Below are 15,296 nucleotides of genomic sequence, written 5' to 3'. Positions count from 1 at the left end.
ATTTGGAGCGGGAAACGAGACTCGAACTCGCGACCCCGACCTTGGCAAGGTCGTGCTCTACCAACTGAGCTATTCCCGCTTGGGTGGTCTGTGCTTTACAGCACTTTCAAATTTTGGAGCGGGAAACGAGACTCGAACTCGCGACCCCGACCTTGGCAAGGTCGTGCTCTACCAACTGAGCTATTCCCGCTTGGGTGGTCTGTGCTTTACAGCACTTTTCAAATTTTGGAGCGGGAAACGAGACTCGAACTCGCGACCCCGACCTTGGCAAGGTCGTGCTCTACCAACTGAGCTATTCCCGCGTACTACTTAATTTTGCTTTCGTAATTTTCGCATTTCTGCGTCGTTACGGGAGGCGCATTATACGAGAAATCTTTCCCTCTGCAACCCCCCTAAAAAATTTTTTTTGAGTTTTTATCTCAAGTGCTGAAATTATCAGCAAGACGTTCAATTTAGCGTCAAAATCACGCCGCCGCAAGTGGATTCCGGCGCTTACGTGACCAGGAAAAATTTTACAGCTTGATAAAATGCTCGCGGTAGTAAGCCAACTCCGCCACCGATTCACGGATATCATCCATCGCCTGATGCGTCCCCTGCTTGGTAAAGCCGTCAAGAATTTCCGGCTTCCAGCGGCGCGCCAGCTCTTTCAGGGTGCTAACATCGAGATAGCGGTAGTGGAAGTAGGCTTCCAGCTCCGGCATGTATTTAAACAGGAAGCGACGGTCCTGACCGATGCTGTTACCACAAATCGGCGATTTTCCCGCAGGCACCCACTGTTTTAAGAATTCGAGCGTTGCCAGTTCAGCTTCACGATCGCCCATCGTGCTCGCTTTCACACGCTCTACCAGCCCGCTGGCGGTATGGGTGCGCACGTTCCAGTCATCCATCAGCGCCAGCTGTTCATCGGACTGATGTACTGCAATGGTCGGCCCTTCTGCCAGAATATTCAGGTTGGCATCGGTCACCAGCGTGGCAATCTCAATAATGCGATCGCGCTCGGGATCCAGACCGGTCATCTCAAGATCGATCCAAATCAGGTTGTTTTCATTGGCACTCATGCTATTTTCCACCCATTCACAGTGACTATATTGATCCACAATTGCGTGTATCATAGATGTTTTGCCCATCAGGGGCGACCAGGAGTCTGTACGATTGAGTAAAAATAAACTCTCCAAAGGCCAGCAGCGCCGCGTGAACGCCAATCACCAGCGTCGTCTTAAAACGTCTAAGGAGAAGCCCGACTACGACGACAATCTGTTTGGCGAGCCTGATGAAGGTATCGTCATCAGCCGCTTTGGTATGCACGCTGATGTGGAATCCGCCGATGGCGACGTTCACCGCTGCAATATTCGCCGTACCATCCGTTCGTTGGTGACCGGCGACCGCGTAGTCTGGCGTCCGGGTAAACCAGCGGCGGAAGGCGTAAATGTCAAAGGGATCGTGGAAGCGGTGCATGAGCGCACCTCAGTGTTGACGCGCCCGGATTTTTACGACGGTGTGAAACCTATTGCTGCCAACATCGACCAGATTGTCATTGTCTCCGCCATTTTGCCGGAGCTGTCGCTCAATATTATCGACCGTTACCTGGTGGCCTGCGAAACCTTGCAGATTGAGCCGATTATTGTGCTCAACAAGATAGACCTGCTGGACGACGAAGGCATGGAGTTCGTCAACGAGCAGATGGATATCTACCGCAATATCGGTTATCGCGTATTGATGGTTTCCAGTCATACTCAGGATGGGCTGAAACCGCTGGAAGAGGCGTTGACCGGGCGCATCAGCATTTTTGCCGGGCAGTCTGGCGTTGGCAAATCCAGCCTGCTGAACGCATTGCTGGGTCTGCAAAAAGAGATCCTGACCAACGATGTCTCTGACAACTCGGGGCTTGGTCAGCACACCACGACCGCCGCACGACTGTATCACTTCCCGCACGGCGGTGATGTGATTGATTCCCCAGGTGTGCGTGAGTTTGGTCTCTGGCACCTGGAGCCGGAACAAATCACTCAGGGCTTTGTCGAATTCCATGACTATTTAGGTCTGTGTAAATATCGCGATTGCAAACACGATACCGATCCGGGCTGCGCTATCCGGGAAGCGGTTGAGGAAGGGAAAATCGCGGAAACCCGTTTCGAAAACTATCACCGTATTCTGGAAAGCATGGCGCAGGTAAAAACGCGTAAAAACTTTTCTGATACGGATGACTGACAATTAAGCTAACCGTCGTTAGAATCGTCCCCTTTTTTTCAGGATCCGGCATGTAGGCCGGATCAGGAACGACAAAACAATGGCCTGGAGGCTACCTTGTTAAATTCATTTAAACTTTCGCTACAGTACATTCTGCCGAAACTATGGCTTACTCGCCTGGCGGGTTGGGGCGCAAGCAAGCGGGCAGGATGGCTGACAAAACTGGTTATCGATCTGTTCGTTAAATACTACAAGGTCGACATGAAAGAGGCGCAAAAGCCGGACACCGCCAGCTACCGCACCTTTAACGAATTCTTTGTCCGTCCGCTGCGTGACGAAGTACGCCCAATCGATACCGATCCGAATGTACTGGTTATGCCTGCCGATGGCGTTATCAGCCAGTTGGGTAAAATCGAAGAAGATAAAATCCTGCAAGCCAAAGGCCACAACTACAGCCTCGAAGCCCTGCTGGCAGGCAACTATCTGATGGCGGATCTCTTCCGTAACGGTACGTTTGTGACCACTTACCTCTCCCCACGTGACTACCACCGCGTACACATGCCGTGTAACGGTATTCTGCGTGAAATGATCTACGTGCCGGGCGATCTCTTCTCCGTTAACCATCTCACGGCTCAGAACGTGCCGAATCTGTTTGCCCGTAACGAACGCGTGATCTGCCTGTTCGATACCGAATTTGGCCCGATGGCGCAGATTCTGGTCGGTGCGACGATTGTAGGCAGCATTGAGACGGTCTGGGCGGGCACCATTACGCCGCCGCGCGAAGGCATCATCAAGCGCTGGACCTGGCCTGCCGGGGAAAACGACGGTTCTGTGGCATTGCTGAAAGGCCAGGAAATGGGTCGCTTTAAACTTGGCTCTACCGTTATCAACCTGTTTGCACCAGGTAAAGTGAACCTGGTTGAGCAACTGGAAAGCCTGTCTGTCACGAAAATTGGCCAGCCGCTGGCAGTATCTACCGAAACCTTTGTTACGCCAGACGCTGAACCAGCCCCGCTTCCTGCTGAAGAGATCGAAGCAGAACACGACGCCAGCCCATTGGTTGACGACAAAAAAGACCAGGTCTAATCCATCAAAGGAAACGCTGACGTGCGCCTGATTATCACTTTTCTGATGGCCTGGTGCCTCAGTTGGGGGGCGTACGCCGCGACGGCCCCCGATAGCAAACAAATCACCCAGGAACTGGAGCAGGCAAAAGCGGCGAAACCTGCGCAGCCGGAAGTCGTAGAGGCGCTCCAGTCTGCCTTAAATGCGCTTGAGGAACGAAAAGGTTCCCTTGAGCGCATCAAGCAATATCAAGAAGTCATTGATAATTATCCGAAACTTTCCGCCACTCTGCGCGCGCAGTTAAACAACATGCGTGACGAGCCACGCAGCGTGTCGCCGGGAATGTCTAACGATGAGCTGAATCAGGAAATTCTCCAGATCAGCAGTCAGTTGCTGGATAAAAGCCGTCAGGCCCAGCAAGAGCAGGAGCGCGCCCGCGAGATTGCCGATTCGCTGAATCAACTGCCGCAACAGCAAACCGATGCCCGCCGTCAGTTGAATGAAATCGAGCGCCGCCTGGGGACACTTACCGGCAATACCCCGCTCAATCAGGCACAAAATTTCGCGTTGCAGTCTGACTCCGCACGTCTGAAAGCGCTCGTTGATGAACTGGAGCTGGCGCAGCTATCTGCCAATAACCGCCAGGAATTAGCGCGCTTGCGCTCTGAGCTGGCGGAAAAAGAGAGCCAGCAGCTGGATGCATATTTGCAAGCACTACGCAACCAGTTGAATAGTCAACGCCAACTGGAAGCGGAACGGGCGCTGGAAAGTACCGAGCAACTGGCGGAAAGTAGCGCCGATTTGCCAAAAGATATCGTCGCCCAGTTTAAAATTAACCGCGAACTATCGGCGGCGCTGAATCAACAGGCGCAGCGGATGGATCTCGTTGCCTCGCAACAGCGTCAGGCTGCCAGCCAGACGTTACAGGTCCGGCAGGCGTTGAATACGCTGCGTGAACAGTCGCAATGGCTGGGATCATCTAACCTGCTCGGCGAAGCGTTGCGGGCGCAGGTGGCACGGCTACCGGAAATGCCAAAACCACAACAGCTTGATACCGAAATGGCGCAGTTACGTGTGCAACGGTTACGTTATGAGGATCTGCTTAATAAACAGCCGCTGCTACGGCAAATCCATCAGGCCGACGGTCAGCCACTGACCGCTGAGCAAAACCGTATTCTGGAAGCACAGCTACGCACTCAGCGTGAGTTGCTGAACTCATTGTTGCAGGGTGGCGACACGCTACTGCTGGAGCTGACCAAGCTGAAAGTCTCCAACGGGCAACTGGAGGATGCGCTGAAAGAGGTGAACGAAGCGACGCACCGCTATCTGTTCTGGACCTCTGACGTGCGCCCGATGACCATCGCCTGGCCGCTGGAAATCGCCCAGGATCTGCGTCGTCTCATTTCGCTGGACACCTTCAGTCAGTTGGGCAAAGCCAGTGTGATGATGCTGACCAGTAAGGAGACGATTTTGCCGCTGTTTGGCGCGTTGATTCTGGTCGGTTGCAGTATTTACTCGCGCCGCTATTTCACCCGTTTTCTTGAACGTTCGGCGGCGAAAGTCGGCAAAGTGACTCAGGATCACTTCTGGCTGACGTTACGCACTCTTTTCTGGTCGATTCTCGTCGCGTCACCGCTGCCTGTGCTGTGGATGACACTGGGTTACGGCTTGCGCGAGGCGTGGCCTTATCCGCTGGCGGTCGCGATTGGTGATGGCGTAACAGCCACCGTGCCGCTGCTGTGGGTAGTGATGATTTGCGCCACCTTTGCTCGCCTGAACGGCTTGTTTATCGCTCATTTTGGCTGGCCGCGCGAACGAGTTTCCCGTGGGATGCGTTACTACCTGATGAGCATCGGGCTTATTGTGCCGCTGATTATGGCGCTGATGATGTTCGATAACCTCGACGACCGTGAATTCTCCGGTTCGCTGGGACGGCTTTGCTTTATCCTCATTTGCGGTGCGCTGGCGGTGGTCACCCTCAGCCTGAAAAAGGCCGGGATCCCGCTGTATCTCAACAAAGAGGGCAGCGGCGACAACATTACCAACCATATGCTGTGGAACATGATGATTGGCGCACCGCTGGTTGCCATTCTGGCGTCGGCGGTGGGTTATCTGGCAACGGCGCAGGCGCTGTTAGCGAGGCTTGAAACCTCGGTTGCCATCTGGTTTTTGCTACTGGTGGTTTATCACGTTATCCGCCGCTGGATGCTGATCCAGCGCCGCAGGCTGGCGTTTGACCGGGCGAAGCATCGCCGGGCAGAGATGTTAGCGCAGCGCGCGCGTGGCGAAGAGGAAGCGCATCATCACAGTAGCCCGGAAGGAGCAATTGAAGTCGATGAAAGCGAAGTCGATCTCGATGCCATCAGTGCGCAATCCTTGCGGCTGGTGCGCTCAATTTTGATGTTGATCGCCCTGCTTTCGGTCATTGTGCTGTGGTCAGAAATCCATTCCGCTTTCGGCTTCCTCGAAAATATTTCGCTGTGGGATGTCACTTCCACGGTACAGGGCGTAGAAAGCCTGGAGCCGATTACCCTCGGTGCGGTACTGATTGCCATTCTGGTGTTTATCATCACCACGCAGCTGGTGCGCAACCTGCCCGCGCTGCTGGAACTGGCGATTCTGCAGCACCTGGATTTAACGCCGGGTACGGGCTACGCCATCACCACCATCACCAAATATCTGCTGATGCTGATTGGCGGGCTGGTCGGCTTCTCGATGATTGGTATTGAGTGGTCGAAATTGCAGTGGCTGGTCGCCGCGCTCGGTGTTGGTCTGGGCTTTGGTTTACAGGAGATTTTCGCCAACTTTATCTCTGGCCTGATTATCCTGTTCGAAAAACCGATTCGTATTGGCGATACGGTAACGATCCGCGATCTCACCGGTAGCGTGACAAAAATTAACACCCGCGCCACCACCATCAGCGACTGGGACCGCAAAGAAATTATCGTGCCGAACAAGGCGTTTATTACCGAGCAGTTTATCAACTGGTCGCTCTCTGACTCGGTCACGCGCGTGGTGTTGACGATTCCGGCCCCTGCCGATGCCAACAGTGAAGAAGTGACGGAAATCCTGCTCACCGCAGCGCGTCGCTGCTCGCTGGTAATCGATAACCCAGCACCGGAAGTCTTCCTGGTGGATCTGCAACAGGGGATTCAAATTTTCGAGCTGCGTATTTACGCCGCTGAGATGGGTCACCGTATGCCACTACGCCATGAGATTCACCAGCTGATTCTGGCAGGATTCCATGCCCACGGTATTGATATGCCATTCCCGCCCTTCCAGATGCGTCTGGAAAGCCTGAATGGTAAGCAAACGGGGAGAACATTAACTTCTGCGGGCAAAGGTCGTCAGGCGGGAAGTTTGTAATGCATGAAGCTGCCAAATGATGTCAACGTGGCTCATTTAGCAGCTTAACATCATCTTCAGTTATCACTGGCCCCGGAGAGTATCATCCATACGCATTACTTCCTGACAACTCATCGCCGGAGAGACGATGAGTTGCAGGATTTCATATGATCAGTCGAGAGCTAACTCAGGTTTGTTCGCCATGCGACTGCAATAGTTCTGGTAAATCGCCATCGCTAACAGCGAGAAGAAGACAGGGCCGCCAATCATCCACAATGTGCTGTCCCAGTCTCCGGCTTCAACCACAGGTTGAATGATGGTGAAGACGTTCGCAAATGTCACCACCAGTACGACAACCACTGTCGCAATCATTGCCGACATACGCGTTTTGAAAATCACAAATGGTCTGTCGAGATCCTGACGTGCTTTAAAGAACGGGAAAGCCAGCGCGAGGAACAGGTAAGGAAGCGTCATAGACACGTTCGCCATCAGCGTCAGCTTGTTAAAGAACGCCGATGCGGTACCGCCACCAAACGAAACCAGCAGGATGAAGACAGTAACCAACCCACACTGCATCCACATGGCGATAGACGGCATCCCCATCGCATTCAGGCGCGTCATCGGTTCCGGCCACAATGCTTTCGGCGTCCCCTGGATGATGGCTTTCAGCGGTGAATAGCAAAGTGTAAAGAACGCACCGGTATAAGCGAGGAACATCGAAAGTCCGGTAATACGCGCAAACCATACGCCCAGCGACAATGACGCTTCAGGTGACAAATGCAGTGCGTTACCCAGCGTCACCCCGAGGCTCTTCATCAGCACATAGGTAATATTGCCGAGGTTAACGGAACCATTACTTAATACCTGCTGCCAGTTTGTGCTGACGCCCCATAAAAATATTGCCAGCGAATAACCGATTGAAATAACAATAGCGGCAAAAACAATACCTTTGGCAAAGTTCTTTTCTGGATTTTCCGTTTTATCAACCAGACCACCAACCGCTTCAATTCCGCCATAGGCAAAAATGGCAAATACCACAAACGATAGCATTGCCAGACCGGACTGATAACCTGGGTTCGGTGATGCAAGGAAATTAATATCCTGCGCGAAATGCCCACCATTTAATAACAAAATAGTAATGCTTACTAACAGCAATACTAAATTCAGACACATTACTGCAATACCGCCCACCGCAGTAATGCGGGCAATTTTATTAATCCCTTTTGAAGCAACGACGGTGACCAGAATCATCCATGCCACTGCCAGCAGACCAACCACCTGCGTAGGCTCCAGTCCGGCAATATGCCAGTGCTGGGTCATGTCGCTACCGTAGAGGAATGTTGAGAACGGTACCCAAACTTTCGCGGAGGTACTCACCATCCAGATGATATAAGAGGAAAACCACATAAACGTACCAATGAAGGCAAAACGTGGTCCGACACTATTATTCATCCAGGAATAGATACCGCCTTCTTCTTTGCGATAAGCAGCTCCCATTTCAGCCATCATTAAGGCGAATGGAATAAAGAATAACAATGCAGAAAATATATAAAAGGGAATCGCACTATAACCCATTAAGTAATAAGCCGATGGGCTATTGGCAAATCCAAATACAGAAGTAAAGATCATCAATATGAGTCCTATCAGACTCATCTTTTTTATCGAGTGAGGCATGAAACCATCCTTCATTTCAGCGCGTGTATAAAACGCGCCCACTGAACTGCACTGCCCAACATTGAGCGGGCAGCGTAAAAACCAATACAGAATTGATACCTGGATGATATCAAATATCCAGTCTTAAATTGTGGTCTTTAGCGGAAAAATGAAAACATATGCTACAGAATGGCGCTTATCACGCCATTCTTCGCTGTTAATTCAGTAATTTTTCAGAATTATGCCCGGTCAACGCTAAAGGCGATGACTTCAGCCAGTGTCTCCGCGCCCAGCGCCAACATCACCAGACGATCAACACCTAATGCCACGCCGGAACAGTCAGGCATACCGACTTTCAAGGCTTCAATCAGATTCTGGTCAATGGGGTGCTGCGGCAAACCGCGCGCCGCGCGCTTACGGTTATCTTGTTCAAAGCGTTGTTGCTGCTCACGGGCATCCGTCAATTCATGGAAACCATTCGCCAGCTCAATACCTTTATAATAAACCTCAAAGCGTTCAGCGACCCGATGATCTTCGGTACTGATTTGCGCCAGTGATGCCTGGCTGGCTGGAAAGTGGTACACAAAGGTCGGTTTTTCTTTGCCAATATTTGGCTCTACGCCAAAGGTAAACAGCAATTGTAGAAGCGTGTCGCGGTCTTCTTCAGTATCGGCAACGTTGCTCAAATCCAGTTTCGCTGCCACTTCCCGCAGTTGCGTTTTGTCGGCAGAGAGTGGGTCAATTTCCAGATAACGTAAGAAAGCTTGTTGATAAGAAAGGCTTTCTGCTGCCGGACAGTCCAGCACCTGTTGCAAGAGATCGTCCACCTCGTTCATCAACCGGTACATATCATAGTGCGGTCGATACCACTCAAGCATAGTGAACTCAGGGTTGTGATAACGCCCCATCTCTTCATTACGGAAGCTGCGGCACAGCTGGAATACCGGCCCACAACCGGCAACCAGCAGGCGCTTCATATGGTATTCCGGGCTGGTCATTAACCAGAGATTCATCCCCTGCGAATGCCCGGGGCCAACGAAACGTGTCTCAAACGGGACCAAATGAATATCGGTTACCGTCGCCTGGCTCATACAAGGCGTCTCCACCTCCAGCACTCCACGATCGGCAAAGAAACGACGGATCTCCGCCATAATCGCCGCGCGTTTTAATAAGTTAGGAATGGATGCGCTCGGCTGCCAGGATGCCGTTTCGCTCATAGTTAAATCTCCAGTTTTTGACAAGGGCACGAAGTCTACTCGCAACGCGACGGCGAGACAAATTTTACGCAGGAATAAAACAACGGTGGGCAGTGACTAAAAAAAGCACGATCTGATGGTTTAGTAATTAAATTAATCATCTTCAGTGATAATTTAGCCCTCTTGCGCACTAAAAAAATCGATCTCGTCAAATTTCAGACTTATCCATCAGACTATACTGTTGTACCTATAAAGGAGCAGTGGAATAGCGTTCGCAGACCGTAACTTTCAGGCACTTACCCTGAAGTACGGGGCTGTGGGATAAAAACAATCTGGAGGAATGTCGTGCAAACCTTTCAAGCCGATCTTGCCATTGTAGGCGCCGGTGGCGCGGGATTACGTGCTGCAATTGCTGCCGCGCAGGCAAATCCAAATGCAAAAATCGCACTAATCTCAAAAGTATACCCGATGCGTAGCCATACCGTTGCTGCAGAAGGGGGCTCCGCCGCTGTCGCGCAGGATCATGACAGCTTCGAATATCACTTTCACGATACAGTAGCGGGTGGCGACTGGTTGTGTGAGCAGGATGTCGTGGATTATTTCGTCCACCACTGCCCAACCGAAATGACCCAACTGGAACTGTGGGGGTGCCCATGGAGCCGTCGCCCGGATGGTAGCGTCAACGTACGTCGCTTCGGCGGCATGAAAATCGAGCGCACCTGGTTCGCCGCCGATAAGACCGGCTTCCATATGCTGCACACGCTGTTCCAGACCTCTCTGCAATTCCCGCAGATCCAGCGTTTTGACGAACATTTCGTGCTGGATATTCTGGTTGATGATGGTCATGTTCGCGGCCTGGTAGCAATGAACATGATGGAAGGCACGCTGGTGCAGATCCGTGCTAACGCGGTCGTTATGGCTACCGGCGGTGCGGGTCGCGTTTATCGTTACAACACCAACGGCGGCATCGTTACCGGTGACGGTATGGGTATGGCGCTAAGCCACGGCGTTCCGCTGCGTGACATGGAATTCGTTCAGTATCACCCAACCGGTCTACCAGGTTCCGGTATCCTGATGACCGAAGGCTGCCGCGGTGAAGGTGGTATTCTGGTCAACAAAAATGGCTACCGTTATCTGCAAGATTACGGCATGGGCCCGGAAACTCCGCTGGGCGAGCCGAAAAACAAATATATGGAACTGGGTCCACGCGACAAAGTTTCTCAGGCCTTCTGGCACGAATGGCGTAAAGGCAACACCATCTCCACGCCACGTGGCGATGTGGTTTACCTCGACCTGCGTCACCTCGGCGAGAAAAAACTGCATGAACGTCTGCCGTTCATCTGCGAACTGGCGAAAGCGTACGTTGGCGTCGATCCGGTTAAAGAACCGATTCCGGTACGTCCGACCGCACACTACACCATGGGCGGTATCGAAACCGATCAGAACTGTGAAACCCGCATTAAAGGTCTGTTCGCCGTGGGTGAATGTTCCTCTGTTGGTCTGCACGGTGCGAACCGTCTGGGCTCCAACTCGCTGGCGGAACTGGTGGTCTTCGGTCGTCTGGCCGGTGAACAAGCGACAGAGCGTGCAGCAACTGCCGGTAATGGCAACGAAGCGGCAATTGAAGCGCAGGCAGCTGGCGTTGAACAACGTCTGAAAGATCTGGTTAACCAGGATGGCGGCGAAAACTGGGCTAAGATCCGCGACGAAATGGGCATGGCCATGGAAGAAGGCTGCGGTATCTACCGTACGCCGGAACTGATGCAGAAAACCATCGACAAGCTGGCAGAGCTGCAGGAACGCTTCAAGCGCGTGCGCATCACCGACACTTCCAGCGTGTTCAACACCGACCTGCTCTACACCATTGAGCTGGGCCACGGTCTGAACGTTGCTGAATGTATGGCGCACTCCGCAATGGCACGTAAAGAGTCCCGCGGCGCGCACCAGCGTCTGGACGAAGGTTGCACCGAGCGTGACGACGTCAACTTCCTCAAACACACCCTCGCCTTCCGCGATGCTGATGGCACGACTCGCCTGGAGTACAGCGACGTGAAGATTACTACGCTGCCGCCAGCTAAACGTGTTTACGGTGGCGAAGCGGATGCAGCCGATAAGGCGGAAGCAGCCAATAAGAAGGAGAAGGCGAATGGCTGAGATGAAAAACCTGAAAATTGAGGTGGTGCGCTATAACCCGGAAGTCGATACCGCACCGCATAGCGCATTCTATGAAGTGCCTTATGACGCAACTACCTCATTACTGGATGCGCTGGGCTACATCAAAGACAACCTGGCACCGGACCTGAGCTACCGCTGGTCCTGCCGTATGGCGATTTGTGGCTCCTGCGGCATGATGGTTAACAACGTGCCAAAACTGGCATGTAAAACCTTCCTGCGTGATTACACCGACGGTATGAAGGTTGAAGCGTTAGCTAACTTCCCGATTGAACGCGATCTGGTGGTCGATATGACCCACTTCATCGAAAGTCTGGAAGCGATCAAACCGTACATCATCGGCAACGCCCGCACCGCGGATCAGGGTACTAACATCCAGACCCCGGCGCAGATGGCGAAGTATCACCAGTTCTCCGGTTGCATCAACTGTGGTCTGTGCTACGCCGCGTGCCCGCAGTTTGGCCTGAACCCAGAGTTCATCGGTCCGGCTGCCATTACGCTGGCGCATCGTTATAACGAAGATAGCCGCGACCACGGTAAGAAGGAGCGTATGGCGCAGTTGAACAGCCAGAACGGCGTATGGAGCTGTACTTTCGTGGGCTACTGCTCCGAAGTCTGCCCGAAACACGTCGATCCGGCTGCGGCCATTCAGCAGGGCAAAGTAGAAAGTTCGAAAGACTTTCTTATCGCGACCCTGAAACCACGCTAAGGAGTGCAACATGACGACTAAACGTAAACCGTATGTACGGCCAATGACGTCCACCTGGTGGAAAAAATTGCCGTTTTATCGCTTTTACATGCTGCGCGAAGGCACGGCGGTTCCGGCTGTGTGGTTCAGCATTGAACTGATTTTCGGGCTGTTTGCCCTGAAAAATGGCCCGGAAGCCTGGGCGGGATTCGTCGACTTTTTACAAAACCCGGTTATCGTGATCATTAACCTGATCACTCTGGCGGCAGCCCTGCTGCACACCAAAACCTGGTTTGAGCTGGCACCAAAAGCAGCCAATATCATTGTAAAAGACGAAAAAATGGGACCAGAGCCAATTATCAAAAGTCTCTGGGCGGTAACTGTGGTTGCCACCATCGTAATCCTGTTTGTTGCCCTGTACTGGTAAGGAGCCTGAGATGATTAATCCAAATCCAAAGCGTTCTGACGAACCGGTATTCTGGGGCCTCTTCGGGGCCGGTGGTATGTGGAGCGCCATCATTGCGCCGGTGATGATCCTGCTGGTTGGTATTCTGCTGCCGCTAGGGCTGTTTCCGGGTGATGCACTGAGCTACGAGCGCGTTCTGGCGTTCGCGCAGAGCTTCATTGGTCGCGTATTCCTGTTCCTGATGATCGTTCTGCCGCTGTGGTGTGGTTTACACCGTATGCACCACGCGATGCACGATCTGAAAATCCACGTACCTGCGGGTAAATGGGTTTTCTACGGTCTGGCTGCTATCCTGACAGTTGTCACACTGATTGGTGTCGTTACAATCTAACGCATCGCCAATGTAAATCTGGCCCGCCTATGGCGGGCCGTTTTGTATGGAAACCAGACCCTATGTTCAAAACGACGCTCTGCACCTTATTAATTACCGCCTCTTGCTCCACATTTGCCGCACCTCAACAAATCAACGATATTGTGCATCGCACAATTACCCCGCTTATAGAGCAACAAAAGATCCCCGGTATGGCGGTAGCGGTAATTTATCAGGGTAAACCTTATTACTTTACCTGGGGCTATGCGGACATCGCCAAAAAGCAGCCCGTCACACAGCAAACGTTGTTTGAGTTAGGTTCGGTCAGCAAAACATTTACGGGCGTGCTTGGTGGCGACGCTATTGCTCGAGGGGAAATCAAGTTAAGCGATCCCACAACAAAATACTGGCCTGAACTTACCGCTAAACAGTGGAATGGGATCACACTATTACATCTCGCAACCTACACCGCTGGCGGCCTGCCATTGCAGGTGCCGGATGAGGTGAAATCCTCAAGCGACTTGCTGCGCTTCTATCAAAACTGGCAGCCTGCATGGGCTCCAGGAACACAACGTCTGTATGCCAACTCCAGTATCGGTTTGTTCGGCGCACTGGCTGTGAAGCCGTCTGGTTTGAGTTTTGAGCAGGCGATGAAAACTCGTGTCTTCCAGCCACTCAAACTCAATCATACGTGGATTAATGTACCGTCCGCAGAAGAAAAGAACTACGCCTGGGGATATCGCGAAGGTAAGGCAGTACATGTTTCGCCAGGGGCGTTAGATGCTGAAGCTTATGGTGTGAAGTCGACCATTGAAGATATGGCCCGCTGGGTGCAAAGCAATTTAAAACCCTTTGATATCAATGAGAAAATACTTCAACAAGGGATACAGCTGGCACAATCTCGCTACTGGCAAACCGGCGATATGTATCAGGGTCTGGGCTGGGAAATGCTGGACTGGCCGGTAAATCCTGACATCATCATTAACGGCAGTGACAATAAAATTGCACTGGCAGCACGCCCCGTAAAACCGATTACGCCCCCAACTCCTGCAGTACGCGCATCATGGGTACATAAAACGGGGGCGACCGGCGGATTTGGTAGCTATGTCGCGTTTATTCCAGAAAAAGAGCTGGGTATCGTGATGCTGGCTAACAAAAACTATCCCAATCCAGCGAGAGTTACCGCCGCCTGGCAGATTCTCAACACTCTACAGTAAAATTTCATCGGGTCCGAATTTTCAGACCTTTTCTCCGCTTTTCCTTGCTGTCATCTACACTTAGAAAAAAACCAGTAAGGAAACATTTATGCGCCTGCTCCCTCTCGTTGCCGCAGCGACAGCTGCATTTCTGGTCGTTGCCTGCAGTTCCCCTACGCCGCCGCGTGGCGTGACCGTAGTGAATAATTTCGACGCTAAACGTTATCTCGGTACCTGGTATGAGATTGCCCGTTTTGATCACCGCTTTGAACGTGGACTGGAAAAAGTCACCGCAACATACAGCCTGCGTGATGACGGCGGCCTGAATGTCATTAATAAAGGCTATAACCCTGACAGAGAAATGTGGCAGCAGAGTGAAGGGAAAGCGTACTTTACCGGAGCACCAACTCACGCTGCGCTGAAAGTGTCATTCTTTGGTCCTTTCTATGGCGGTTATAACGTTATTGCACTCGATCGGGAATACCGCCATGCGCTGGTTTGCGGCCCGGACCGCGACTACCTGTGGATACTCTCCCGCACGCCAACCATTTCTGACGAAGTGAAACAGGAGATGCTGGCAGTCGCGACCCGGGAAGGGTTTGATGTCAGTAAGTTTATTTGGGTACAGCAGCCCGGTAGTTAATGAGTGCTGAGTTTCAGACCAATAATCCCCAATACGATTAACGCCAGACTCGCCAGGCGCATCGGGTTAGCGGACTCACCGAGCAGCACAATGCCGGTGATGGCCGCGCCGACTGCGCCAATACCCGTCCACACGGCATAAGCCGTCCCTACTGGTAACGATTTCATCGCCCAGGCAAGTAGCGCCAGACTGACAATCATCGCCGTCACGGTAATAACACTTGGCGTCAAACGACTAAAGCCGTGAGTATATTTCAGGCCAACGGCCCATACCACTTCCAGCAGACCAGCAATAACTAAGATAATCCAGGACATATCAGGCTCCGGAAAATTGGGGCCGTCCCCGGTGAAAAGACGCGTTTGCAGGTCGTCCTGCAAA

The 15,296-nt window shown here is 52.4% G+C and carries 13 protein-coding genes and 3 tRNA genes; 9 read left to right on the top strand and 7 right to left on the bottom strand.

Features of this window, described 5'->3' with window-relative positions:
- Positions 1-3: 3 nt before the first annotated feature.
- From ACJHYO_RS04400 to orn, 4 genes are all read right to left on the bottom strand, one after another.
- Positions 4-79, bottom strand: a tRNA-Gly gene (locus ACJHYO_RS04400).
- A 35-nt stretch (positions 80-114) separates the two neighbouring features.
- Positions 115-190, bottom strand: a tRNA-Gly gene (locus ACJHYO_RS04395).
- A gap of 36 nt (positions 191-226) precedes the next feature.
- A tRNA-Gly gene (locus ACJHYO_RS04390) sits at positions 227-302 on the bottom strand.
- A gap of 210 nt (positions 303-512) precedes the next feature.
- The gene (orn, locus tag ACJHYO_RS04385; protein ID WP_001295188.1) at positions 513-1,058 is read right to left on the bottom strand and encodes an oligoribonuclease; all 546 of its coding nucleotides are present in this window, start codon (positions 1,056-1,058) and stop codon (positions 513-515) included.
- A 94-nt stretch (positions 1,059-1,152) separates the two neighbouring features.
- Here orn and rsgA point away from each other — a divergent pair, with 94 nt between their 5' ends.
- The 3 genes from rsgA (at position 1,153) to mscM (ending at position 6,615) form a co-directional block, all read left to right on the top strand.
- Positions 1,153-2,205: a small ribosomal subunit biogenesis GTPase RsgA gene (rsgA, locus tag ACJHYO_RS04380; RefSeq protein ID WP_000041976.1), complete on the top strand. Its 1,053-nt coding sequence runs from the start codon at positions 1,153-1,155 to the stop codon at positions 2,203-2,205.
- Between the two features lie 96 nt (positions 2,206-2,301).
- On the top strand, positions 2,302-3,270 hold the full coding sequence (gene asd / locus ACJHYO_RS04375) for an archaetidylserine decarboxylase (RefSeq protein WP_000934920.1): 969 nt from the start codon (positions 2,302-2,304) through the stop codon (positions 3,268-3,270).
- A 21-nt stretch (positions 3,271-3,291) separates the two neighbouring features.
- On the top strand, positions 3,292-6,615 hold the full coding sequence (gene mscM, locus ACJHYO_RS04370) for a miniconductance mechanosensitive channel MscM (protein ID WP_410232412.1): 3,324 nt from the start codon (positions 3,292-3,294) through the stop codon (positions 6,613-6,615).
- A gap of 150 nt (positions 6,616-6,765) precedes the next feature.
- Here mscM and yjeM read toward each other — a convergent pair whose 3' ends face one another.
- Positions 6,766-8,268, bottom strand: coding sequence for a glutamate/gamma-aminobutyrate family transporter YjeM (gene yjeM / locus ACJHYO_RS04365; protein ID WP_001314359.1), 1,503 nt, complete (start codon positions 8,266-8,268; stop codon positions 6,766-6,768).
- Positions 8,269-8,486: 218 nt separating this feature from the next.
- Positions 8,487-9,464, bottom strand: coding sequence for an elongation factor P--(R)-beta-lysine ligase (epmA, locus tag ACJHYO_RS04360; protein WP_000004771.1), 978 nt, complete (start codon positions 9,462-9,464; stop codon positions 8,487-8,489).
- A gap of 324 nt (positions 9,465-9,788) precedes the next feature.
- Between epmA and frdA the strand changes: the two genes are divergently transcribed.
- From frdA to blc, 6 genes are all read left to right on the top strand, one after another.
- On the top strand, positions 9,789-11,597 hold the full coding sequence (frdA, locus tag ACJHYO_RS04355; RefSeq protein WP_001192980.1) for a fumarate reductase (quinol) flavoprotein subunit: 1,809 nt from the start codon (positions 9,789-9,791) through the stop codon (positions 11,595-11,597).
- Positions 11,590-12,324, top strand: a complete 735-nt coding sequence (frdB, locus tag ACJHYO_RS04350; RefSeq protein WP_000829496.1) for a fumarate reductase iron-sulfur protein — start codon at positions 11,590-11,592, stop codon at positions 12,322-12,324. Before frdA ends, frdB begins: the two co-directional genes overlap by 8 nt.
- 10 nt (positions 12,325-12,334) lie before the next feature.
- Entirely contained in the window at positions 12,335-12,730 is a 396-nt protein-coding gene (frdC, locus tag ACJHYO_RS04345) for a fumarate reductase subunit FrdC (RefSeq protein ID WP_000208757.1), read from the top strand.
- Positions 12,731-12,740: 10 nt separating this feature from the next.
- Positions 12,741-13,100 (top strand): fumarate reductase subunit FrdD, encoded by a 360-nt coding sequence (gene frdD, locus ACJHYO_RS04340; protein WP_000609663.1) that lies wholly within the window; start codon positions 12,741-12,743, stop codon positions 13,098-13,100.
- Positions 13,101-13,162: 62 nt separating this feature from the next.
- Positions 13,163-14,296 carry a BlaEC family class C beta-lactamase gene (locus ACJHYO_RS04335; protein WP_001350795.1) on the top strand — a complete coding sequence of 378 codons (1,134 nt, stop codon included), beginning with the start codon at positions 13,163-13,165 and terminating at the stop codon, positions 14,294-14,296.
- Positions 14,297-14,384: 88 nt separating this feature from the next.
- Positions 14,385-14,918 carry a lipocalin Blc gene (gene blc, locus ACJHYO_RS04330; RefSeq protein ID WP_085455659.1) on the top strand — a complete coding sequence of 178 codons (534 nt, stop codon included), beginning with the start codon at positions 14,385-14,387 and terminating at the stop codon, positions 14,916-14,918.
- Here the strand turns inward: blc and sugE are convergent.
- Complete coding sequence (gene sugE / locus ACJHYO_RS04325) at positions 14,915-15,232, bottom strand: quaternary ammonium compound efflux SMR transporter SugE (RefSeq protein ID WP_000118477.1); 318 nt, start codon at positions 15,230-15,232, stop codon at positions 14,915-14,917. The two genes, blc and sugE, sit on opposite strands and share 4 nt — an antisense overlap.
- Positions 15,233-15,296: the final 64 nt, after the last annotated feature.

The sequence above is a fragment of the Escherichia sp. WS1118 genome (genome assembly GCF_046487695.1).
GTDB lineage: Bacteria > Pseudomonadota > Gammaproteobacteria > Enterobacterales > Enterobacteriaceae > Escherichia > Escherichia coli.
This window is presented reverse-complemented; position numbering and strand designations above follow the sequence as displayed.

Excerpts from the sequence above, each read along its gene's own strand:
- orn (WP_001295188.1), bottom strand. The coding sequence starts at position 1,058 with ATGAGTGCCAATGAAAACAACCTGATTTGGATCGATCTTGAGATGACC.
- yjeM (WP_001314359.1), bottom strand. The coding sequence starts at position 8,268 with ATGCCTCACTCGATAAAAAAGATGAGTCTGATAGGACTCATATTGATG.
- epmA (WP_000004771.1), bottom strand. The coding sequence starts at position 9,464 with ATGAGCGAAACGGCATCCTGGCAGCCGAGCGCATCCATTCCTAACTTA.
- frdB (WP_000829496.1), top strand. The coding sequence starts at position 11,590 with ATGGCTGAGATGAAAAACCTGAAAATTGAGGTGGTGCGCTATAACCCG.
- frdC (WP_000208757.1), top strand. The coding sequence starts at position 12,335 with ATGACGACTAAACGTAAACCGTATGTACGGCCAATGACGTCCACCTGG.
- frdD (WP_000609663.1), top strand. The coding sequence starts at position 12,741 with ATGATTAATCCAAATCCAAAGCGTTCTGACGAACCGGTATTCTGGGGC.
- ACJHYO_RS04335 (WP_001350795.1), top strand. The coding sequence starts at position 13,163 with ATGTTCAAAACGACGCTCTGCACCTTATTAATTACCGCCTCTTGCTCC.
- blc (WP_085455659.1), top strand. The coding sequence starts at position 14,385 with ATGCGCCTGCTCCCTCTCGTTGCCGCAGCGACAGCTGCATTTCTGGTC.
- sugE (WP_000118477.1), bottom strand. The coding sequence starts at position 15,232 with ATGTCCTGGATTATCTTAGTTATTGCTGGTCTGCTGGAAGTGGTATGG.